Source organism: Vibrio sp. Y58_MX_L22 (assembly GCF_024181865.1).
Taxonomy (GTDB): Bacteria; Pseudomonadota; Gammaproteobacteria; order Enterobacterales; family Vibrionaceae; genus Vibrio; species Vibrio alginolyticus.
This window is the reverse complement of sequence record NZ_JAMZAN010000003.1, coordinates 330,701-350,544: the sequence shown is the minus strand read 5'-3', so window position 1 is coordinate 350,544 and position 19,844 is coordinate 330,701. Positions and strand designations below refer to the sequence as shown.

The window sequence follows — 19,844 nt, the reverse complement described above, 5'->3', positions numbered from 1 at the left end:
TTTCATTAACAGGACTGACGCTCAATTGTTTTGAAGGTTAGTACCATCTTACTCATTTCAAAACTTCTGTTGGCAATTCTATCTAGTAGCAGTTTCGCACCATTTTCACCTGCTTTATCAAATGCATAGTTAAATGTTGATAAGGTTGGGGTGCACACTGATGCGAGCTCATCATCACCAACTCCTAGCACTAAAACGTCTTTACCCGGTGTTAACCCGAGCTCTTGAATCGCTCTCATCGCACCGATAGCAATACGGTCTGTCGCACAGAACAAGCCATCTAGCTTAGGGTTCTTTGTTAAGTGTTGTTTTGCCAACGAATAGCCAGAATCGATGGTAAAGTCACCACGAGCATGGAAGGCGATCTCAAAACCATGATGCTGTAGCGCTTGAACAAATCCTTCAGAGCGTTGCTTATCTACCGCGATATCGTCACCTTGCACACCAATAAAACCCATGGTTTGGCAACCTTTTGCAACCAGTCTATTTCCCGCTTCAAACCCTACTCGTGCGTCATCATGAATGATGCTTGGAATATTAAACATGGAACCATCTTGACCGACGAGCACAACTGGAACGGCTGAGTTTTGAATTGCTTTTACCAGCTTGGAATCGAGGTGGGTGGCGTAAAGAATGATCCCTTCAACCCGTTTTTGGTTAAAGATCTGAATGTATTCCAGTTCTTTTTCGTGGGCTTGGTGAGTGCTAGCAAGTAAGACATGTTTCCCTGCTTTTTCAAGGACATCTGTTAATCCATCGACACCTTGGGATGTGGCATGAGAGGAAACCCGAGGAACAATGACACCAACCAGATTGGTCTTTTGAGATTTTAGATCTTTAGCGACTTGGTTTGGCACATAGCCACACTCCGCTACTGCTTGGCGGACCTTCAGTTTTGTCGCTTCTTTTACGCCATATTCATCGTTTATAACCCGTGACACTGTTGATTTTGATACGCCAGCCAGACGGGCGACATCATGCAGACTCGCCATTGTTCCTATCCATTCTGTTTTTCGTTTTTGGGATTGTTTGCAAAGAGAAGATGAAAAGCTCTTTGATAAGTAGCGATTCTAACCTCCTATACTGCTCTTAGGGAGAGAATTTGACGATCATTCTCACATTCTCTCTGCTTTATCTTTGATCATTTGGTTTTATTGAGCAAAAATCTGTTTTGCAAACGTTCCCGAAAATTTCACAAGCTCAGATAATAATCCAATGGGGTATGAAATGAATTATCCGGCAGTAGCAAAAGAGTTGTTAACTCTATTAGGTGGTAAAAGCAACATCACCGCACTTGCGCATTGTGCGACACGCTTACGCCTTGCCGTTGCAGATGAGCAAAAAATAGATGAACAAGCGATTGATAACCTTGAAGGGGTCAAAGGGCAGTTCAAAGTTGCGGGTCAGTACCAAATCATTTTTGGATCAGGCATCGTAAACCAAGTTTATGCAGAAATGGCGAAGTTGACGGGTATGAGTGAAATGTCCACCAACGACGTTGCGTCTGCTGGCGCAGAGAAACAAAATATCGTTCAGCGCGCGGTGAAAGGGCTGTCTGATATTTTCGTCCCAATCATTCCCGCAATCGTCGCTGGCGGTTTGTTGATGGGTATCTATAACCTATTGACTGCTCAAGGCTTGTTCATTGATGGAAAATCTTTGATTGATGCCAACCCAGGACTGACAGACTTGGCGAACATGATCAACACGTTTGCAAACGCGCCGTTTGTTTACCTGCCTATTCTGCTGGCATTTTCAGCCAGTAAGAAGTTTGGCGGTAACCCATATTTAGGGGCGGCGCTAGGTATGTTGATGGTTCACCCTGACTTGCTGAATGGTTGGGGATTCGGCGGCGCATCTGTGTCTGGCAACATTCCGGTTTGGAATATTCTTGGCTTTGAAATCCAAAAAGTGGGTTACCAAGGTTCGGTGTTACCGGTTTTGGTATCGGCATTCATTCTTGCGAAGGTTGAGCTAGGCTTACGTAAAGTCATACCTTCTGTTTTAGACAACCTTTTAACGCCATTACTGGCGATTTTCATAGCGGGTTTGCTGACGTTTACTGTCGTCGGTCCGTTCACGCGTGATATCGGTTTCCTATTGGGTGATGGTCTGAACTGGCTATACAACACTGCTGGCTTTGTTGGTGGTGCGGTATTTGGTCTTATTTATGCTCCGTTTGTTATTACTGGTATGCATCACAGCTTCATTGCGATTGAAACTCAACTTCTTGCGGATATTGCGACGACGGGCGGCACCTTTATCTTTCCTATTGCGGCGATGTCTAACGTTTCTCAAGGAGCGGCAGCGTTGGCGGTGGGCGTGATGAGCAAAGATAAGAAGATGAAAGGTATTGCGATTCCATCTGGTGTTACGGGTTTGCTGGGTATTACAGAACCGGCTATGTTTGGTGTTAACTTAAAACTACGTTACCCATTTATTGCGGCAGTATGCGCTGCGGCGTTATCAAGTGCGTTCATCACAATGTTTAATGTGAAAGCTCAGGCATTGGGCGCAGCTGGTCTTCCAGGCATCATTTCCATTACGCCAGAGAAGATTGGGTACTACATCGCGGGTATGGTGATCGCGTTCTTGACCGCATTTGTTCTCACCATTGTTCTTGGTATGCGTGACCGCGCTAAAGTTGGTAGAAAAGCAGCGGCTTAATCTGAACTCCTTAAGGGTGGAGTCCCCCAAAATCCACTTCTTTTCCTAAATGTTTGGGGTGCTAGCCAAGCACTAATGGCTTGGCTAGCCTTTTTCAATTTTTACTTGGTAGTGAAGGTGTTCAACACGTTGGACTATCAGGGCTTTAATTTCAAGGTAAGCAAGATGAATCAAGTGTGGGTAACTGGTGATGCTGTTGTCGATCTAATACCGGAATCTGAGACTTCTTTACTCAAATGTCCCGGTGGTGCACCAGCGAATGTCGCCGTAGCAATTGCTCGTCTATCTGGTAAGAGTGCGTTTTTTGGACGTGTAGGTGATGACCCATTTGGTCGCTTCATGCAATCAACGCTCGATCAAGAGGGCGTGAGCACGGAGTTTCTCGTTAAAGATCCTGAGCAAAGAACATCAACAGTGGTGGTGGATTTAGACGAGCAAGGTGAGCGCAGCTTTACGTTTATGGTAAAACCGAGCGCTGATCAGTTTATGTCTGTTGAAGACATCCCAAACTTTAAGCAAGGTGACTGGCTACACGTTTGCTCAATTTCACTGGCAAATGAGCCAAGTAGAAGCAGCACATTTGAGGCGATCAAAAGAGCAAAAGCCGCTGGTGGTTTCATTAGCTTTGACCCTAACTTGCGTGATGAAGTGTGGCAAGATCAATCAGAAATCCAAGCTGTCGTGATGAAGGCTGTAGCGATGGCCGATGTGGTTAAGTTCTCTGAAGAAGAGCTTTTGTTCTTAACTGACTCAACATCGATGGCGCAAGGTTTACAACAAATAGCCGCTTTGAATATTGCTTTGGTCTTGGTGACACAAGGTGCGAAAGGTGTTTGGCGCGTCTTTGAAAGTCAGAGTGAACTGATCACAGGTCAAGTCGTTAGTCCGATTGATACCACAGGTGCGGGTGATGCTTTTGTCGGAGGGCTACTGGCATGCCTGTCTAGGTATGACGATTGGAAAAATCATCCTGTTGTTAGCTCTGCGATTCAATGGGCAAATGGCTGTGGTGCATTAGCGACGACGCAAAAAGGCGCAATGACCGCGCTTCCGACCCAGACAGAGTTGCTGCAATTTATTGGGCAATGATCTTCAGATCCAATTTCAGTTGAGAAAAATTATGAGCTTAAACAACCGTTGGACTGTAGAGCAAAGATATCGCCGACTTGAGCAAATCCCTCAGTGTGATATCGAAGAAATGACACTTTCACGTCAGCAAGATAAAGGCTTTCCTAGTTTTCATATCGCCCCTAGATTTGGGCTGTTAAATGACCCAAATGGGTTGTGTTATTTCAATGGTGAGCACCACATCTTTTACCAGTGGACGCCTGTGGGACCAGTCCATGGAATGAAGTATTGGTATCACCTTTCTACTAAAGACTTCATCCATTTTACTGATCATGGCGTGGGTCTTCATCCCGACCAAGACTACGATTCACATGGTGTTTATTCTGGTGGTGCTTTGGTTGAAAACAACAAGGCTTTGCTGTTTTTTACTGGCAACAAGCGTGACCAAAACTGGAATCGAATCCCAACACAGTGTTTTGCCACCATGGATTCAGACGGCAGCATTGAAAAGCACGGTGTAGTCATTGAGAACGAACATTACACGGAGCACTTTCGTGACCCAAAAGTTTGGAAGAAAGGCGACGACTATTTGATGGTGGTGGGTGCTCAAACCAAAACCGAGCATGGTTCTATGGCGCTCTATCAAAGCAAAGATTTGAAAACGTGGCAGCATAAAGGTCCTATCAAGACCAAGTTCTCTGACCTTGGGTACATGTGGGAGTGTCCTGATTTATTTGAGATTAATGGTCAATCGGTGATGCTGTTTTCTCCACAGGGCGTGAGCAGTAGTAATCCTTATGATTTCAAAAACATCTATTCTGTCGCGTATATCGTGGGTGATCAGTTGAACCTAGAGTCGATGACTTTAGAAAACCACCAAGATATTTTACAGCCAGATTATGGGTTTGATTTCTACGCCCCACAAACCTATTTAGATGAGAATGGGCGTCGCATTCTTATTGCATGGATAGGGTTGCCAGAAATCGACACGCCATCGGTCACACACCAGTGGGCAGGAATGTTGTCTCTTCCTAGAGAACTAACGTTGAAAGATGGTTTTCTTGTTCAAACTCCACTCCCTGAATTGGAGAGTTTAAGAAAAGAAGAGGTAGTCTTTGCACAGTCCCATACACTGGAAAGCACAAGTTGTTTGATCCAATTAGACCTTGAGGGCGATGGCTTTGAACTTGAGCTGAGTAACCTCAAAGGTGACAACATCGTCTTTAGTGCGACAAAGCACGAGTTTATGCTGGACCGTCGTCACATGTCTCATTTGTACGCAGAAGAATTTGGTAGCATTCGAAAAGCACCAAGATTGGACGCTAAGCAGACGATTGATATATATATCGACAATTCTGTCATCGAGATTTTCATTAATGGTGGCAAACACACGATGACCAGTCGTTTCTTTATTGATGACCTGAATACGGTAACGTTGAGAGGGTTGGAGCAAGCAAGGCTTTTCCCTTTGAAAGGTATTTCTGGTTTGTTTGAATCAGCTAAGTAACGGTTTCGAATACATTAAAACGCCCTTCATTGATTTAGTGAAGGGCGTTTTTCTTTCTAACTATCTAACTTAACTGCCTATCACGCACGTAAGTTGTTTGAACTAAGGTATCCAGAACAACTTCATTCTTGGTGACTTTGAAGTTTAGCGGTTGTTCTAAATCCCCAAATAGAGGTGCGCCGCCGAGTGTAGCTTACTCATCGTTGGCATCTCGAACCTAGTTCACATTACCGTGACGTTTTTACTTATAGCGTGAAAGAAAATCCCATAACCAAAGGTTCTAACTAAAAGAGATTACAGGACTTTTATTTAGCGAATTCGACCTAATATCTTGAGTATGCCTAATCGCAGTTGGCGAAGAGGTGATGTTAATAATGCTTGCTGGCGCGTAAGACCCGTCAGTTTGAAGATGCATTCAAACACAATAAGGGAAAACAATGGCTAACGAATACATTCCACCAAAAGTTTGGACAAACGATAATGAAAACGGCGGTCAGTGGGCGAGCATCAACCGTCCGGATTCTGGCGCACGTCATGAGCAAGAGCTTCCAGTTGGTGAGCACCCATTCCAACTTTACTCAATGGGTACCCCAAATGGTCAGAAAGTGACGATCATGTTTGAAGAGCTTTTGGCGGCTGGCGTAACGGCAGCAGAATACGATGCATACCTGATTAAGATTGGCGATGGCGACCAGTTTGGCTCTGGCTTTGTGGCTGTTAACCCAAACTCTAAAATTCCGGCATTGGTTGACCGTTCGGGTTCTGAGCCAGTGAACGTGTTTGAATCTGGCAACATCTTGTTTTATCTAGCAGAGAAGTTTGATCATTTCTTACCAAAAGAAGGCGCTAAGCGTGCTGAGGTAATGAACTGGTTATTCTGGCTGCAAGGTTCTGCGCCATATCTAGGCGGTGGTTTTGGTCACTTCTACGCGTACGCACCAGAGAAGTTCGAGTACCCAATCAACCGCTTTACAATGGAAGCAAAACGTCAGTTAGATGTATTAGACAAGCGTCTTGCGAACAATGAATTCCTAGGTGGCGATGAGTACAGCATCGCTGATATCGCAACATGGCCATGGTACGGCAACCTTGTGTTGGGTCGTGCTTACGATGCGGCTGAATTCTTAGACGTAGAAAGCTACAAAAACGTTGTGCGTTGGGCAAAAGTAATTGATGAGCGTGAAGCGGTAAAACGTGGTCGAATTGTGAACCGTTCATGGGGTGAAGAATGGGAGCAGTTACCTGAGCGCCACAGCGCAGAAGATATTGATAAAGTATTGAAACTTAAACCATAAGCAATCTTGGCCTAGCTACGTCAAATGAGTTTAGTTTTATCTATGCTTATACAGTGACCTTAATCAAATCTATAGCGCACCATATACGGTGCGCTATTTTTATTCTCATTTAGTCTCGAAATGCTAATTTATATCACCTCTTGAAGAGCATTTAGTTCGTAGATGAATCTTTAATGTATTTATATATTATGATGCAAAACAAAGCTCATATTTCCATGTTAAATATGGACTGGTCATACTGCTTTCTAATAATTAAATTATTTGAAAATTATAAACTGATTTTATATCCATTATAAATAAAATTAATGATAATTAATATTTGACATAACCACTAAATTTATGTGGAATATGCGGGTTGATTTGTTTTGAAGAAATAAAATCAATTTCTAGTACTTTTATTTAAGACAAGCTTAGCTTTTAGCGATGTTTAATTATTAATGCTTATATCATGAAAGAGGATATGTATGATGTCGTCGTTTGAGTCGTACTGGGTTGGGATACGTCAAAGAATAGCCGCACAAACCGAAGGTAACCGCAGTTTAAAGTCTCTAGTCATTAAAAAGCAGCGTGTGAACTTAAATAACAGTGGGTTATCCTTTCGCGCTAAGTCCGGATGTCTTATCCCTCACTGTTATACCAAGTTCTCTGATGAGATAAACCTAAAAACATCGAAAAAATCGTCTCTTAGTTTTAAAAAAGGAAAGCTGTATTTTTCTCCAGTTTAATAATAAATGAAATTTGCATAAATTATAATATTAGGTTTTTAAATTTATCGATAATTAATTACGATTTTATGATGCGTTTTCAATATGTTTTCTTGGTGAATAATTAGCTGGGCTTATTGTTGATTGTTTTTGTTGTTTCCTATTTAGATATGGATAAAAGCTCAACTACTTTTCCTATACCAACTTACTCCCTGAATTGACTTGCGCGCTTTTTCTCCCCTCTCAAAAAACATAGCGTTACGGAATTATTTTCGCTCCTGTTTCATTCTTCAAGACGAAAGCTCTACCTACCTCTCATTATTTTCGACAAACATTGAGTAAAAGTAACCAATCGTAACAAGGTGGCTGTAACTGAGCGCCGTTTCAATATACTCGTTTTTTAACTAGGTAATCCCGCGCTTTGAATTCATTCGGGTACCGTTTGTAAGCCTTAAATGCTACTAAGATAAGATGTCATGATGAGAAAAAGTACTATATTACACACAGTGTTAATTACAGGGTTCGCTGCTGTATCCTCGTTGGCTTATGCTGCGCCTTCAGTTGTGCCAAATGCGCCGGAACTCAGTTCTCGTGGTTATGTTTTGATGGACTTCCATACGGGGAAAGTACTGGTTGAACGTGATGCCCACAAACGTTTAAACCCCGCGAGTTTAACGAAGTTGATGACTGCTTATGTAGCTGGTCAAGAAATTAATACAGGCAATATTACGTTGAATGATGAGGTTGTCATCAGCCGAAATGCTTGGGCAAAAAATTTCCCAGATTCTTCAAAAATGTTTATTGAAGTCAATACTTCCGTTTCTTTGTCTGACTTATACCGTGGTCTGATTGTTCAATCTGGTAACGATGCCAGTGTTGCTATTGCTGAGCATGTTGCGGGAAGTGAATCAGGGTTTGTGAGTTTGATGAATAGTTGGGCCGCCAAGCTTGAATTGTCTAACACGGCATTCACCAACCCTCACGGCCTAGACAGTGACGGTTTATATTCGACACCTTATGATATTGCCAAATTGGGCCAAGCGATTATTCGTGACTTACCTGATATCTATCCGCTGTATAGCGAAACCTCGTTTACTTACAATGGTATCACTCAATACAACCGTAATGGCTTGCTTCGTGATCGTAGTATGAATGTCGATGGCATGAAAACTGGTTATACAAGTGGTGCGGGTTATAGTCTAGCGACTTCTGCAACACAAGGTGATATGCGTTTGATTGCTGTAGTGATGGGAGCGAAGAGTGAGAATGTTCGTGAATCAGAAAGCAAGCAGCTGTTAAGTTATGGCTTCCGCTTTTACGATACGGTAATGCCGACTGAGGCGGGTGCGGAACTTGCGAAAGCTCGAGTTTGGATGGGCGAAAAAGACGAGCTTACTGTCGGCGTAGCTAACGATGTTTATCTCACTTTGCCAAAAGGAGATTTAAAAAATCTGCAAGCGGAAGTTGAATACAACGGTGATTTAGTTGCGCCAATTTCTGAGCAACAAGTGGTTGGTAAAGTGCTTTACAAAGTCGAAGGTAAGGTCGTAAATGAAGCCGAGCTCGTTGCATTGGAGTCCGTGGAGGAAGGCAGTTTATTCAAGCGAATTTTAGATTGGTTTAAACAATTGGTCGCTAGCTGGTTCTAAACAGTAGCGAACTTCTGTCTATATCACTCTATCTTGTTAATTTTCTATTAAATCAATTTACTAAGGTGACCAACGTGGTCGCCTTACGTTTTTGGAATACTCGTTGCGTTAAAACGCAGGCCTTCTTGTAAGGGTGTGTTTTTACCTGACCAAGAGCGTTTTTTGTTTTTGGGTGCGAGAGAAAAGAAACTAGAACAAGAATGGAGTGACACGTGCACAAGATTTTATCTTTGACATTGATTTTATCGCTCATGGGCTGCGCTATGCCTTACCAGCAGGAGGTCGATAGCGGCCAATGTGTTGGAGTCATGACCTCTCAGGATGCATATGGTTATTTAAACCCAAACCATTACACGATGCAGGTACTCGCGCTGAAGCAAGAAAAAGATGTGAAAGATTATATTCGCTATATCGATCCTAAGCATCCGGTTTGGGTTAACTGGAAAAACAGCCGAGGCACACGTTGGTATACGGTAACTGTTGGTGATTTTAAAACGAAACAGGATGCCTACAATGCGCTTTCTTCATTACCAAGCCGTGTAAAGCAGTCATCCCCGTTTGTGCTGACTTTTGCGGAAATGCAGCGTAAGCAACAAACGAGTGTTGTGAGAATGCGTTAGCCAACAAAAAACGGAAGCGATGGCTTCCGTTTTTGTATTTAGGAGTAAGCTTAAAGCGCCGCTAAAATCGTTTCTGCTTTGCTTGCTTCAAACTCTTTTGGCTCTTCAACGTTAAGCTTAGTCACTGTGCCGTTTTCAATGATCATCGCGTAACGTTGTGAGCGAATACCACCAAAGCCGCCTGTATCCATTTCAAGACCCAATGCTTTAGTAAAGCTAGCGTCGCCATCACCCAACATCAGAATCTCAGAAGCGTTTTGAGCTTCGCCCCACGCTTGCATCACAAATGCATCGTTTACAGAAACGCACGCAATTACATCAACACCTTTTGCCTTTAGCTCATCAGCTAATACCACATAGCCTGGTAGATGAGCTTCTGAACAGGTAGGGGTGAATGCGCCAGGTACAGCAAAGAGTACGACTTTCTTGTTCGCAAACAGTTCTGTAACGTCGTGGTTAACCATACCATCGGCAGTCAACTCACTTAGAGTTGCAACTGGTAGAGCTTGGCCTTGTTGAATCATGATTATATTCCTTTTTGTGTGCTAGTTTAGCTTTCTCAGTCTAGCGTTTATAAATGCGGTTAACCACAGAGTTTTTGTAGGGTTTTAATACCTACGCGTTTGACCTAAGGCGTGGCACTGATGCCTTTATTGCAACGCTTCGTGCTGGTTTACGTATTGGCTAACAAGGTGACGATATTTCGCCTTTAACTCGTTATCGATAAAGCTGGCATCAATCGCGTTCATTGTAAATTGGGCAAGTTCACTCTTACTCATTGGATGTGCGTTGTTGACGGCCAGAAAGTTATCCGTCATGTAGCCACCAAAGTACACAGGATCGTCTGAGTTAATCGTTACGGCGACACCTTTTCGTAGCAAATCCACAATATTGTGATCTTTCATATCGTCGAATACACATAGCTTAAGATTCGATAACGGACACACTGTCAGTGGCATTTGGCTTTCGATTAAGGATTCAACTAATGCTTCATCATCAATACAGCGAACACCGTGATCCACGCGGCTCACGTAAAGCATTTCAATTGCATCGCTAATATTTTGTGCGGGGCCTTCTTCACCTGCGTGAGCAACGGTAAGTAAGCCTTCTTCTACTGCTTGTTTAAATACGCGCTTGAATTTAGCTGGCGGATGACCTTGTTCTGAAGAATCTAGTCCAACACCAATGATCTTATCACGGTGTTTCAGAATAGCCTGTAGGGTCTCTATGGCGCTCTCTTCTGAAAGGTGACGGAGAAAACACGCAATAATTTGCGAGGTAATGCCAAGTTTTTCGTGACCATCTTTTAGCGCGCGAGCGATTCCATTGATAACAGTGTCAAAGTCTATGCCGCGTTCTGTGTGTGTTTGAGGGTCAAAAAAGATTTCGGTATGAACAACGTTGTCTTCTTTACAGTGCAGTAAGTATTCCCAAGTGAGATCGTAAAAATCTTGCTCCGTACGCAGAACTCCCGCTCCTTGGTAATAGAGGTCGAGAAATGATTGTAAGTCTGTGAACTGATATGCGCTGCGTAGTTCACTCGGAGAAGAGTAAGGGATCTCGATGCCGTTTCGTTTTGCTAATTTGAATAAGAGTTCCGGCTCAAGTGAACCTTCGATATGTAAGTGCAGCTCTACTTTTGGAAGACCTTGAATAAATGCGTTCATATTCCACCTTATGTGTATTGTGGATGCAGTTACTCTAAGAATAGGTATAGATAGAAATAAATCGAACGCTATCACAAAGAGTAAGACCCACGATGATCTCAACTCTTCGTAATCAGCACTTTGCGGGAACTGGTAGAGACCCCCAAACCATATCATTGGGGTTATACGAAGCAAACGAGAGGGATTATACGCAAAAATATCGCTTTGGCTATACGCAAATAACCTAACTGTCATTAGTCACGGGGTTTCCTGTGAGCGAAACGACTATTTGCAAGTCACTTGAGTATAGAGGAGCCAGTTGTTTTTGCGTGTGTGAGAGGCACGTGTAATTAGAAGAGTAGTCTAAAAGAGTGGAGATTCGTTTGAGCAAAGGTAGGTGGCGGTACCTTGCACAACGATAAAGGCAGAGAAAGCACTAGAGAGCATTTATAGATCGAATAACTTATCAAATTCTCTTTGTTCCATAATGTCTTCTATGCGGCGTCGAGTTTTCTGCTTTACCGCCGCCGCGTTTTGTTCAGACTCTTTTTTGTCTTTTTCTGACTGCTTCTTACTTTTTCTAGCCATTGGATACCTTCCAAATTAGTTGCATTATCCATTAATGCATGAAAACTGAATCAGTTAACAGTAAAACTTCCTAACTTTGAACCTGAATCACAGAGAATAGTTCCAGATTGCGTTTTCTCACAATATTCAAAATCGATCATAAAGCTATGAGAAAGAAGTTTCGGTAATACGTGTCTTCGTAAAATATCACCATTTAATTGATGTATTTTAGCGTTCCAAGAGGTTTGAGGTTGTTCTAAATTAAATTCAATTTCTAACATTTATTCTTCTGTTTTTTAGTGATTTTATCTTTGTTAAGTAATTGATACCAATGCCTTTGACGGCCAGTTCTTTTTGAGGACATGATTTTTCCTATAAATAATAAATTAAGCAGTATTATTCAGTTTATTTTAGATAGCACAAAGCAATGCCTAAAATTAGGCTGAGTGATTGATGAAAGAATATTTTTGAAGGAGAGAGGTTTGGTGCAGCATGGGCATGCTACACCAAGAAAAGCAGTCTTATAGAGGAGTTACTTCAGTCGCTTGAGGACCTTTTTTACCTTGCTCTACATTGAAGCTTACTTTCTGACCTTCAGTCAGTGTTTTGAAACCGTCAGAAACGATAGCGTTAAAGTGTACGAATACATCTTGGCCGCCGTTGTCTTGAGATAGAAAACCGAAGCCTTTAGTTTCGTTAAACCATTTTACTGAACCAGTTACTTTAGACATAAAAATACCTTTGAATTAAACATTAAAATTATGGTTTGTTTTGTGGATCTTTTCTAAGCTATTGAATGTTCAATCAAGAGGAAGTTGTACGCAGGTGTCTGAATTGGGGATTCAAGATTTTACTGAGAGGAAACTTAAACTAAATGTTGCATTAACAGCTCTCTTCTAAGAGCCAAGGCACACTATACACCTTGTTTAGAAAATAGCTACATTTATTTTAGATAAATTAAATGTGCTCATTATTAACTCGATAAACTGTATTGTTCGAAAAAGTTGAATAAGTAGAACGAATAGTATGGCTCATAATTTTAGCTCATCAACCTAAAATAGAACCTTATCGATAGCCATAGATTGAACATGCGATTTGCAAGCGGTCACAAAGATAAACTAGGAGAACTAGTATGAGTACATTCAGAGACATTCGTCAGCTTATTCCTGCGCAACCTACTGCTGATGGTGATGGAGTGAAAATTCGCCGAGTAGCGGGTTTCAATCATGCTAGCTTTTCTCCATTTTTGATGATGGATGAACTCAAATCAGAAGACCGTGCTGACTATATCGGCGGTTTCCCTCCGCATCCGCACCGCGGTATCGAGACTCTTACTTATATGTTGAAAGGTCATTTCCAGCATCGTGATCATATGGATAATGTTGGCGAGCTTCGTTCCGGTGGAGCACAGTGGATGGCGGCAGGAAGAGGCGTCATCCATAGCGAAATGCCTATTATGAAGGAAGGCGAACTGCATGGTTTCCAAATTTGGATTAACCAGCCTGCGAAAAATAAGATGCAGCCAGCTCAATATCATGACTTTCAACCTGAAACGATCACTGAGTTTGATACTCCGAATACGGGGGTTGTACGTTTGATTGCGGGTCATATGACTATAAACAACGAACGAATTCAGGGGCCGCTAACAGAGACAGGTGTTGCCGCCACGGTAGCCGATTGGAGAGCGATGGGTGGTCAAGCTTTGAATTTGAACACGGAGCAAGACAACAACATGATGCTCTATGTCTATAAAGGTCGTATTCAATTAAAAGGTCGTGAGATCAATCAAGGCGAAATGGCCATTTTATCGAAAGGTGAATGGGTTGAATTGCAGGCCGAAAAAGAGAGTGGTGCACTGATCTTTATTGGTGAGCCAATTAATGAACCCGTGGTGCATTATGGCCCTTTTGTCATGAATAGCATGGAAGAGATAGAACAAGCCATCCAAGACTACAACTCTGGGTTGTTTGAAACTTACTAGTTTTGACAGCCTACTCGCTTTTTCAGTTAGCGAGCAAATTAAAACAGTTTTGAGCCTGAATATTGGGCTCGACCAGAAGCAAATACGATAATCCACTGCCATCGAATTTGCGTTAGCCACGTTTAATCCACGTGGCTTTTTTCTACTTCTGACTCCATCGTATGATGGCTTCCTTTCCTGCTTCAATTCCTAACTCATAAGCATGACGCAGTGGTGCTGGCGATCGACTCAGCCGTTTCAACTTGAATGTTTCAGGAGGACACACTTGAATGATTTCGATACCAGGTGGTGGGTTGTTGATCAGCGCTAAGGTCTGATTGTAGCGAACTTCACGTGTCAACATCGGTTCAATTAATCCGGGCGTTTCTTTCAACATCCTCCTAGTTAGGGCGCTGAATCTTCCTCTTGGCTTTTGATAGCTTGCGGGCTGACTGCGTAAAACCATAATCTTTTTGGCTCCTCGATTTATTGCTTCCGCAACAGGAAGTGCGTCTGAGACGCCACCATCAACGTATTGAATTCCGTTCAGTGATACACCATTTCGGTAAAGTACAGGCAGTGCGCTGCTGGCTTTCATTGTTTCTGCCAAGTCGTCGACATCAGGAAGGTGGTACTCCGCTTGCCCATTGTCTTGACGCGTCACGCCTAAAAAGAAAGGTCGTGAATCAGCTTTGAGCGCAGATTTATCGATGCCAAGTTCTTCGAGGGTGACATTCCACATCCAGTCTAAGTTCATCATATCACCACCACGTAGAAGTTGAGATGGAGAGATAAATTCTTTTCTTAAGCTGTAATCGAGGTAGATTTTTAAGTTACGTCCGGGCATTTTAGCTAAGTAGGCAGCCAAGTTGCTAGCACCCGCAGACACTCCCCAAAAGCTATCAAATGGAGAGAACTCGCTAGCAAGAAAATGATCGAGTATGCCGCATGAAAATACGCCTCGCATGGCTCCACCTTCGACAATCAATGCTCGAGAGCCTACTTTTTCCATCACTTCGCTCCACTCTTTATCAATCGGATAATAGCGTGCAGCTTAACGCATAATGGTTTTATACCCAAGTGGGCCAAAGGTCTAGGTTGCGTTCCTTTGAATAAAAGGGCATCAATGGATGCCCTTGTCACTTTTAGCCTATGGAATTGCGGGTAATTGAGTCGCTAATTTAGTGAAGGAGACCGAGCCAACTAGCCCCCTTACATAGAGTCATACCTGTAGTCCCATACTGATCGTTGTTGGAATAGTTTGATGATCACTTGTTAAATAGGCATGCAAACACTATCCAGAGCGTTGTAAGCAAAAGTAATGGGGTGAATACTTTCTGGATAGAAGCGCCATCAGTTAAATTGTAAATTTTGATGGATTCATTATAGAACGCTCGTTTGAATTCTTTGAAGCTAATGTCGCTCTTCGCATGCGACTGTTCATAGTGCTGGTGCGCAGCGTCCGATAGCTGGTATTTCAAGTCTTGGAGCTCGTACTCCTTGTTAAAAAACGCATCCCAAGCCGAAAGGCGGGCTATCGTTTTAGGAGATGGATCCCCATTTAGTTTCTCTAGACGTTTAGCATAAGCTGCTTGATATTTATCCACGGTATATTCCTGTCTGAATAGACGTTGAGTTAGAACATATGTAAAAAAGAAAAATAAGTAATAAAAGGTTTTTTACGTTCTATACCTGTGATAAATGCTAAAAATTTCAATGCTCTAGCACTCCGATGTCGCAAATGATATTGATGGAATTGCTCTGCGACAAATAAAATAATTACTCTAGATAACAACGAATTTTTGTTGTTTTTTTTAAAAACTGATCATGAGATTGAGTGGGGATTTTTACCGAGAAGAATTTCGCTACTGTAACTGTCTATATTTACTCAAAAAGAGAAAATCTTAGAAGCTTTCTTTGATTGATGTGAGATATTTTAGGTCGAAAAGCATTAATTTTGGCTATGCTTATAGTTCGTCTTTTTTGTTGTTGAACTCTACTTCGAGGGGGAAAGAACCCATATTTCGAGCATAGGATAGCTCGCTTTTTCGTTACGTCGTTCTTGGAGTTTGAATCAGTGACGACGCTATGAGTCTAGCATCTTGAACTCACTTGGGTGTATTGATTAATTATAAAAGTAAAGCAGTGCTGAGCTAGGATAAACTTCAACGTAAAGGTGACGGTATGAATATACAATCAGCCATTATTGAATATGCGATAGCGATTATAGGCTTACTTTTGACGGGCGTTACCCTCTGAGCATGACTGCCCAGAGGATAGAAAGCGCATTAGCTTTTTGCTAACGATTGATGTTGTATCGAGCCATTGCAGCTTCTTCTGACGATACAACCGTTTTACCAATTGGTGCGAGTGAAATAACCGCTAGCTTGAGGTGTTGGAGCGCAAACGGAATGCCGATTATGGTGACAAAGCATGCTGCGGCAGAAAGTACGTGACCGATAGCTAACCAAAGGCCTGCAAATACAAACCAAAGGACGTTACCAATAACGCCGAGCGGACTCGTGCCAATGTCCATTTCATTGGTCAATTCATCGCGTGAGATGGCCTCTTTACCGAATGGGAAAAAGGAAAAATTACCCATAACGATACACGCACGCCCCCAAGGTATTCCGATGATGCTAATAAAGGCCAAAATACCAAAAAACCACCATAGCAACCCCATAAATACGCCACCAAATACAAACCAAATGATGTTACCAAGTGTTCTCATTCTATTTCCTTTATTCTTGAATGTGATGATTCAGATACCTGAGAGCACCGTAAAACAAATCTAAACCGTCTGTTTTGTCGATGTGTGCTTTTGTGCCCTCATTCACCTGATTGATAGAATAATCGCCGTAGTCTTAACAGAGAATGAATGCCTTCCTTAATGCAAGTCTTTTTAGTATAGAGCGTAATACTCAATCAAGCATATAGCCAAGAATCGCATTATCTAGAGACAACTTTCTCGAGATATTGACAAATTTGCTCTGCCAATCGATGGCTAGCAATGTTGCGTGTTACTACTTCATCAGCAATATTTCCAGACTCAACGACGCCAAACCAATCGAGCAACATCGAATGGAAACCTTTACTCGTCAGCATTGGCGTCCAGTCTTTCAAATTGATTTTTTGCTCTTGGTTAGCTTGCCATAGTTTGCCTTCAACGAAGGAGTCGAACTCAACTGCCTTGTTTGCATAACAAGCTTGAACGCGCTCTGTAGTGATACCGAAGTGGCGATTCATCGAGGCGTGGAGCAAAGTATCTCCATGTTGCCACTGAATATCTAAACGCGCCAACTGACCACCTTCAAGTTGATGAGTTACATAAGCATCTTTTAGATCGGCTTTGGCTGTGACGTTAACGCTGTCTAATGGGTGAATAAAATCATCAAATATAAAGGTACGAACATCCCCCGGTAGTTGGTGACGGTTCTTTTCCCAGCGTAACGACTTTAAGTCAGATATGTTGCCTTGCTGCACTTGTGGCATATGTTGGTTGTAAAGTGGAATGTGACGACGGTTAAAGCCCACATAGAGTGGCTGTCTCTCTTTTTCGGCAATGTCGTACAGCTTTTCTACGTCATCAGCACTATTCGCTAATGGTTTGTCGACAAAGGTTGGAATTCCATGCTGCAGAAAAAATGCCGCTATTTGAGGGTGTACGCTTGTTTCCGCATGAATCATGACGGCATCGACGCCAAAGTGCAGAAGTTGCTGGTAGTCCTGGCAGATCTCTGAGACTCGATACTGCTTAGCCAGGCTCTCAAGTGTGTTTGGGTTGCGGGTACAAAATACAAGTTCGATATTTGGAAGCTGAGTGATAACAGGAAGGTATGCTTTCTGAGCGATATCCCCTAGACCAATAATACCAATTTTCATCCTAGTCCTTATCTCGATGTATGGATCGCGGACTGTCAGTATAACGCTTGGCGCGGCGATGAGTTTAAATACCTTGTTAGAAAAAGCCTGATTCACACTTTGAGCCAGGCTTTATTGAATGATTTAGGAAACGGCTCGGCAGGCTTTGAATATATCTAACTTGCTATCGTAGGCTTGAGTTTGTACATCCATAATGCCTAATAAAGAGTGGAACACGTTATCATGTGAGTATTGGCCTGCATTCTGTGCTTGTTTATACAAACAGTCGGTATTGATCTGCTTCGCTTGTTTAAAGCCCGAAGACAGCCACATAATCAAAGGAACGCGTTTTTGGAAATCTGGTGCAAGGCCATAAGGCATACCATGTAAGAACAATCCGTTTTCGCCTAGTGACTCACCGTGATCCGATATGTAAATTAGCGCAGTATTATACTCAGACTCTAACGCTTTAAGTTTTTTGATGGTTTCTGCCAATACAAGATCGGTGTAGCGTATTGTATTGTCATATGTGTTCACTATTTGTTCGATGCTACAGTTTTCGATATCTGCACGTGGACAGTCTGGTTTAAAGAAGGCGTTGTCTCTTGGGTAACGCTGAAAGTAGGTCGGACCGTGGCTTCCTATAAGGTGCATGGCGACCACTCGGTTACCGTGCATATCCGCGACTTCCTGATCAAAATGATCTAATAGCGCCATGTCGTAACAAGTTTGGCCATTACACATAGGGCTTACTTGCTTTCGATCCACTTCAATTTTCTTGATCTTGTGGGCTACTTCTTTATCCCCACCGTCATTTTCTTTCCAAATGAGGTCAACCCCAGCGCGCAGCATTATATCGAGAGCATTGTCCTGGTTATCCGCTTTGGTGCGTTCAAACTCGTTTCGCGTGAGCTGTGAAAACATACAAGGCACAGATACAGCAGTCGCGGTGCCACAAGACGCGACGTCTTGAAATGAGATAACATCCAGTTTACTAGTATAAGGGTTTGTCTCTCGTGTATAGCCATTGAGTTGGTAGTTCTGAGTTCGAGCGGTTTCTCCTACGACAAAAACCAGTAGTGTTGGTTTGCTCTGTGCTTGCTGTACGGCGCTATTTGACTGCTTTGCATCTGTGCCGATTTCTCGATATGGCTCTGGCGTGGTGAAATATTTTTCCTTCACATACCCGGTCGCGCTATAAACGAACTGGGTGGGTATGATGATTTTTTTCAGGTGGCTATTGTTGCGCCCTACAGATGCGTAGTCTTGATAGTACACGCTGGCAATGACGGCGATGACAGCTAGCGACGACAGCATCGATACTAATTTGGTAACAGAGAAGTACAGTAATTGGTGGCGTTGAGATTGCAGCTTGACCTTAAAGACAATTATCGCTGGGATAACTCCCATAATCAGCGTCCAAATTACAGAGTGAGCACTCAGGTAAGAACTCGCCTCGCTCGAATCGGTTTCAACAATATTGGCAATCATTCCAGAATCGAAAAGTGTGCCATAGTTATAGCTTGCGTAGCTCACCATACTTGAAACAATGATTAAAATTATAAAGAACGGCTTGCCGATCCAAGGCCAACTAAATAAATTAAAAAGGAAATTGAGCGCGGCAAGAAAGAAAATTGGTATTGTGATAATAAATCCAATCTTGACATTATCTAAGTGTGTAAAGATGCCGATCAGTTCTTTATAAATAGGGATATTTACGACGAGCGCGAAATATAGCGCCAACAGGAAAGTAAAGGTAACGTAAGAGATACCTCTCTGTTGTAAATCATGTGTCTTCATAATGAGTGTCTTGAATAAAAATTAGAGCAAGAACGAAGCCCAAATAAAAAGGGCAAGAGTTAACGCAACAAATACTGCTGCTGAGCCAATATCTTTGGCTCTACCACTGAGCTCGTGCCAGTCATCGCTAACACGGTCGACAACCGCTTCTACGGCGGAGTTAATGAGTTCGACGATCAATACCAAGAACAGGCTACTGATCATCAGCACTCTTTCGTATGTGGTGACAGGAAGGAAAAAAGCACAGACGGAAAGCACCAAGGCGAGAATCAATTCTTGTCTAAAAGCGGCTTCGTGTGTCCATGCGGCTTTCAATCCTTGAAATGAATAGCCGGTCGCATCCATGACACGGCGTACACCTGTTTTACCTGGCTTCAAAATATGACCTTACTATTTAAGCATTGGGATGGAACACATATCCCAGAGAGGTAACGAGATTAATCGTTACAGCGTGAAACATTTGTGAATAGAATCCATCGCGCGATAATTTAAGAAAAGTG

Annotated in this window: 19 protein-coding genes, 1 pseudogene and 1 riboswitch; of the genes and pseudogenes, 7 read left to right on the top strand and 13 right to left on the bottom strand. The window is 42.6% G+C overall.

Features of this window, described 5'->3' with window-relative positions; translation table 11 throughout:
• Positions 1-5 precede the first annotated feature (5 nt).
• Positions 6-992: a LacI family DNA-binding transcriptional regulator gene (locus tag NL626_RS09285; protein ID WP_005373712.1), complete on the bottom strand. Its 987-nt coding sequence runs from the start codon at positions 990-992 to the stop codon at positions 6-8.
• A 235-nt stretch (positions 993-1,227) separates the two neighbouring features.
• Between NL626_RS09285 and NL626_RS09280 the strand changes: the two genes are divergently transcribed.
• The 3 genes from NL626_RS09280 (at position 1,228) to NL626_RS09270 (ending at position 5,242) form a co-directional block, all read left to right on the top strand.
• Entirely contained in the window at positions 1,228-2,667 is a 1,440-nt protein-coding gene (locus tag NL626_RS09280; RefSeq protein ID WP_017819848.1) for a sucrose-specific PTS transporter subunit IIBC, read from the top strand.
• Positions 2,668-2,832: 165 nt separating this feature from the next.
• Complete coding sequence (locus NL626_RS09275) at positions 2,833-3,756, top strand: aminoimidazole riboside kinase (protein ID WP_253657254.1); 924 nt, start codon at positions 2,833-2,835, stop codon at positions 3,754-3,756.
• Positions 3,757-3,787: 31 nt separating this feature from the next.
• Positions 3,788-5,242: a sucrose-6-phosphate hydrolase gene (locus tag NL626_RS09270; RefSeq protein WP_042523221.1), complete on the top strand. Its 1,455-nt coding sequence runs from the start codon at positions 3,788-3,790 to the stop codon at positions 5,240-5,242.
• Between the two features lie 64 nt (positions 5,243-5,306).
• On the opposite strand, the pseudogene NL626_RS22990 reads toward NL626_RS09270, so the two are convergent.
• Positions 5,307-5,426: pseudogene (locus tag NL626_RS22990) on the bottom strand (dihydrofolate reductase); the annotation flags it as partial.
• A gap of 253 nt (positions 5,427-5,679) precedes the next feature.
• Between NL626_RS22990 and yghU the strand changes: the two are divergent.
• The 3 genes from yghU to NL626_RS09255 all read left to right on the top strand — a co-directional run bounded on the left by yghU (position 5,680) and on the right by NL626_RS09255 (position 9,510).
• Complete coding sequence (yghU, locus tag NL626_RS09265; RefSeq protein WP_005373705.1) at positions 5,680-6,537, top strand: glutathione-dependent disulfide-bond oxidoreductase; 858 nt, start codon at positions 5,680-5,682, stop codon at positions 6,535-6,537.
• A gap of 1,183 nt (positions 6,538-7,720) precedes the next feature.
• Positions 7,721-8,890 carry a D-alanyl-D-alanine carboxypeptidase family protein gene (locus NL626_RS09260; RefSeq protein WP_031780972.1) on the top strand — a complete coding sequence of 390 codons (1,170 nt, stop codon included), beginning with the start codon at positions 7,721-7,723 and terminating at the stop codon, positions 8,888-8,890.
• A gap of 212 nt (positions 8,891-9,102) precedes the next feature.
• Positions 9,103-9,510 carry an SPOR domain-containing protein gene (locus tag NL626_RS09255; RefSeq protein WP_005373701.1) on the top strand — a complete coding sequence of 136 codons (408 nt, stop codon included), beginning with the start codon at positions 9,103-9,105 and terminating at the stop codon, positions 9,508-9,510.
• A 50-nt stretch (positions 9,511-9,560) separates the two neighbouring features.
• Here NL626_RS09255 and NL626_RS09250 read toward each other — a convergent pair whose 3' ends face one another.
• From NL626_RS09250 to NL626_RS09230, 5 genes are all read right to left on the bottom strand, one after another.
• Positions 9,561-10,034 carry a peroxiredoxin gene (locus NL626_RS09250; RefSeq protein WP_005385557.1) on the bottom strand — a complete coding sequence of 158 codons (474 nt, stop codon included), beginning with the start codon at positions 10,032-10,034 and terminating at the stop codon, positions 9,561-9,563.
• A gap of 126 nt (positions 10,035-10,160) precedes the next feature.
• Positions 10,161-11,177 (bottom strand): adenosine deaminase, encoded by a 1,017-nt coding sequence (locus NL626_RS09245; protein WP_137282786.1) that lies wholly within the window; start codon positions 11,175-11,177, stop codon positions 10,161-10,163.
• Positions 11,178-11,266: 89 nt separating this feature from the next.
• A riboswitch (purine riboswitch) is annotated at positions 11,267-11,366 on the bottom strand.
• A 237-nt stretch (positions 11,367-11,603) separates the two neighbouring features.
• Positions 11,604-11,744 carry a PA3496 family putative envelope integrity protein gene (locus tag NL626_RS09240; protein ID WP_017633782.1) on the bottom strand — a complete coding sequence of 47 codons (141 nt, stop codon included), beginning with the start codon at positions 11,742-11,744 and terminating at the stop codon, positions 11,604-11,606.
• A 50-nt stretch (positions 11,745-11,794) separates the two neighbouring features.
• Entirely contained in the window at positions 11,795-12,004 is a 210-nt protein-coding gene (locus NL626_RS09235) for a hypothetical protein (protein ID WP_005373692.1), read from the bottom strand.
• Between the two features lie 240 nt (positions 12,005-12,244).
• Positions 12,245-12,454 carry a cold-shock protein gene (locus tag NL626_RS09230; RefSeq protein WP_005373691.1) on the bottom strand — a complete coding sequence of 70 codons (210 nt, stop codon included), beginning with the start codon at positions 12,452-12,454 and terminating at the stop codon, positions 12,245-12,247.
• Between the two features lie 401 nt (positions 12,455-12,855).
• Between NL626_RS09230 and NL626_RS09225 the strand changes: the two genes are divergently transcribed.
• Positions 12,856-13,704 (top strand): pirin family protein, encoded by an 849-nt coding sequence (locus tag NL626_RS09225; RefSeq protein ID WP_206958741.1) that lies wholly within the window; start codon positions 12,856-12,858, stop codon positions 13,702-13,704.
• A 142-nt stretch (positions 13,705-13,846) separates the two neighbouring features.
• On the opposite strand, the gene NL626_RS09220 is transcribed toward NL626_RS09225, so the two are convergent.
• From NL626_RS09220 to NL626_RS09195, 6 genes are all read right to left on the bottom strand, one after another.
• Entirely contained in the window at positions 13,847-14,695 is an 849-nt protein-coding gene (locus NL626_RS09220; RefSeq protein WP_154204228.1) for a patatin family protein, read from the bottom strand.
• Between the two features lie 256 nt (positions 14,696-14,951).
• Positions 14,952-15,290, bottom strand: coding sequence for a hypothetical protein (locus NL626_RS09215; RefSeq protein ID WP_253657253.1), 339 nt, complete (start codon positions 15,288-15,290; stop codon positions 14,952-14,954).
• 692 nt (positions 15,291-15,982) lie between these two features.
• A complete protein-coding gene (locus NL626_RS09210) occupies positions 15,983-16,414 on the bottom strand; it encodes a YccF domain-containing protein (protein ID WP_005373685.1) in 432 nt (143 codons plus the stop codon).
• A gap of 218 nt (positions 16,415-16,632) precedes the next feature.
• A complete protein-coding gene (locus NL626_RS09205; protein WP_253657252.1) occupies positions 16,633-17,565 on the bottom strand; it encodes a Gfo/Idh/MocA family protein in 933 nt (310 codons plus the stop codon).
• 123 nt (positions 17,566-17,688) lie between these two features.
• Complete coding sequence (locus tag NL626_RS09200; RefSeq protein ID WP_253657251.1) at positions 17,689-19,344, bottom strand: phosphoethanolamine transferase; 1,656 nt, start codon at positions 19,342-19,344, stop codon at positions 17,689-17,691.
• A 21-nt stretch (positions 19,345-19,365) separates the two neighbouring features.
• Positions 19,366-19,722 (bottom strand): diacylglycerol kinase, encoded by a 357-nt coding sequence (locus tag NL626_RS09195; protein ID WP_138940074.1) that lies wholly within the window; start codon positions 19,720-19,722, stop codon positions 19,366-19,368.
• Positions 19,723-19,844 lie beyond the last annotated feature (122 nt).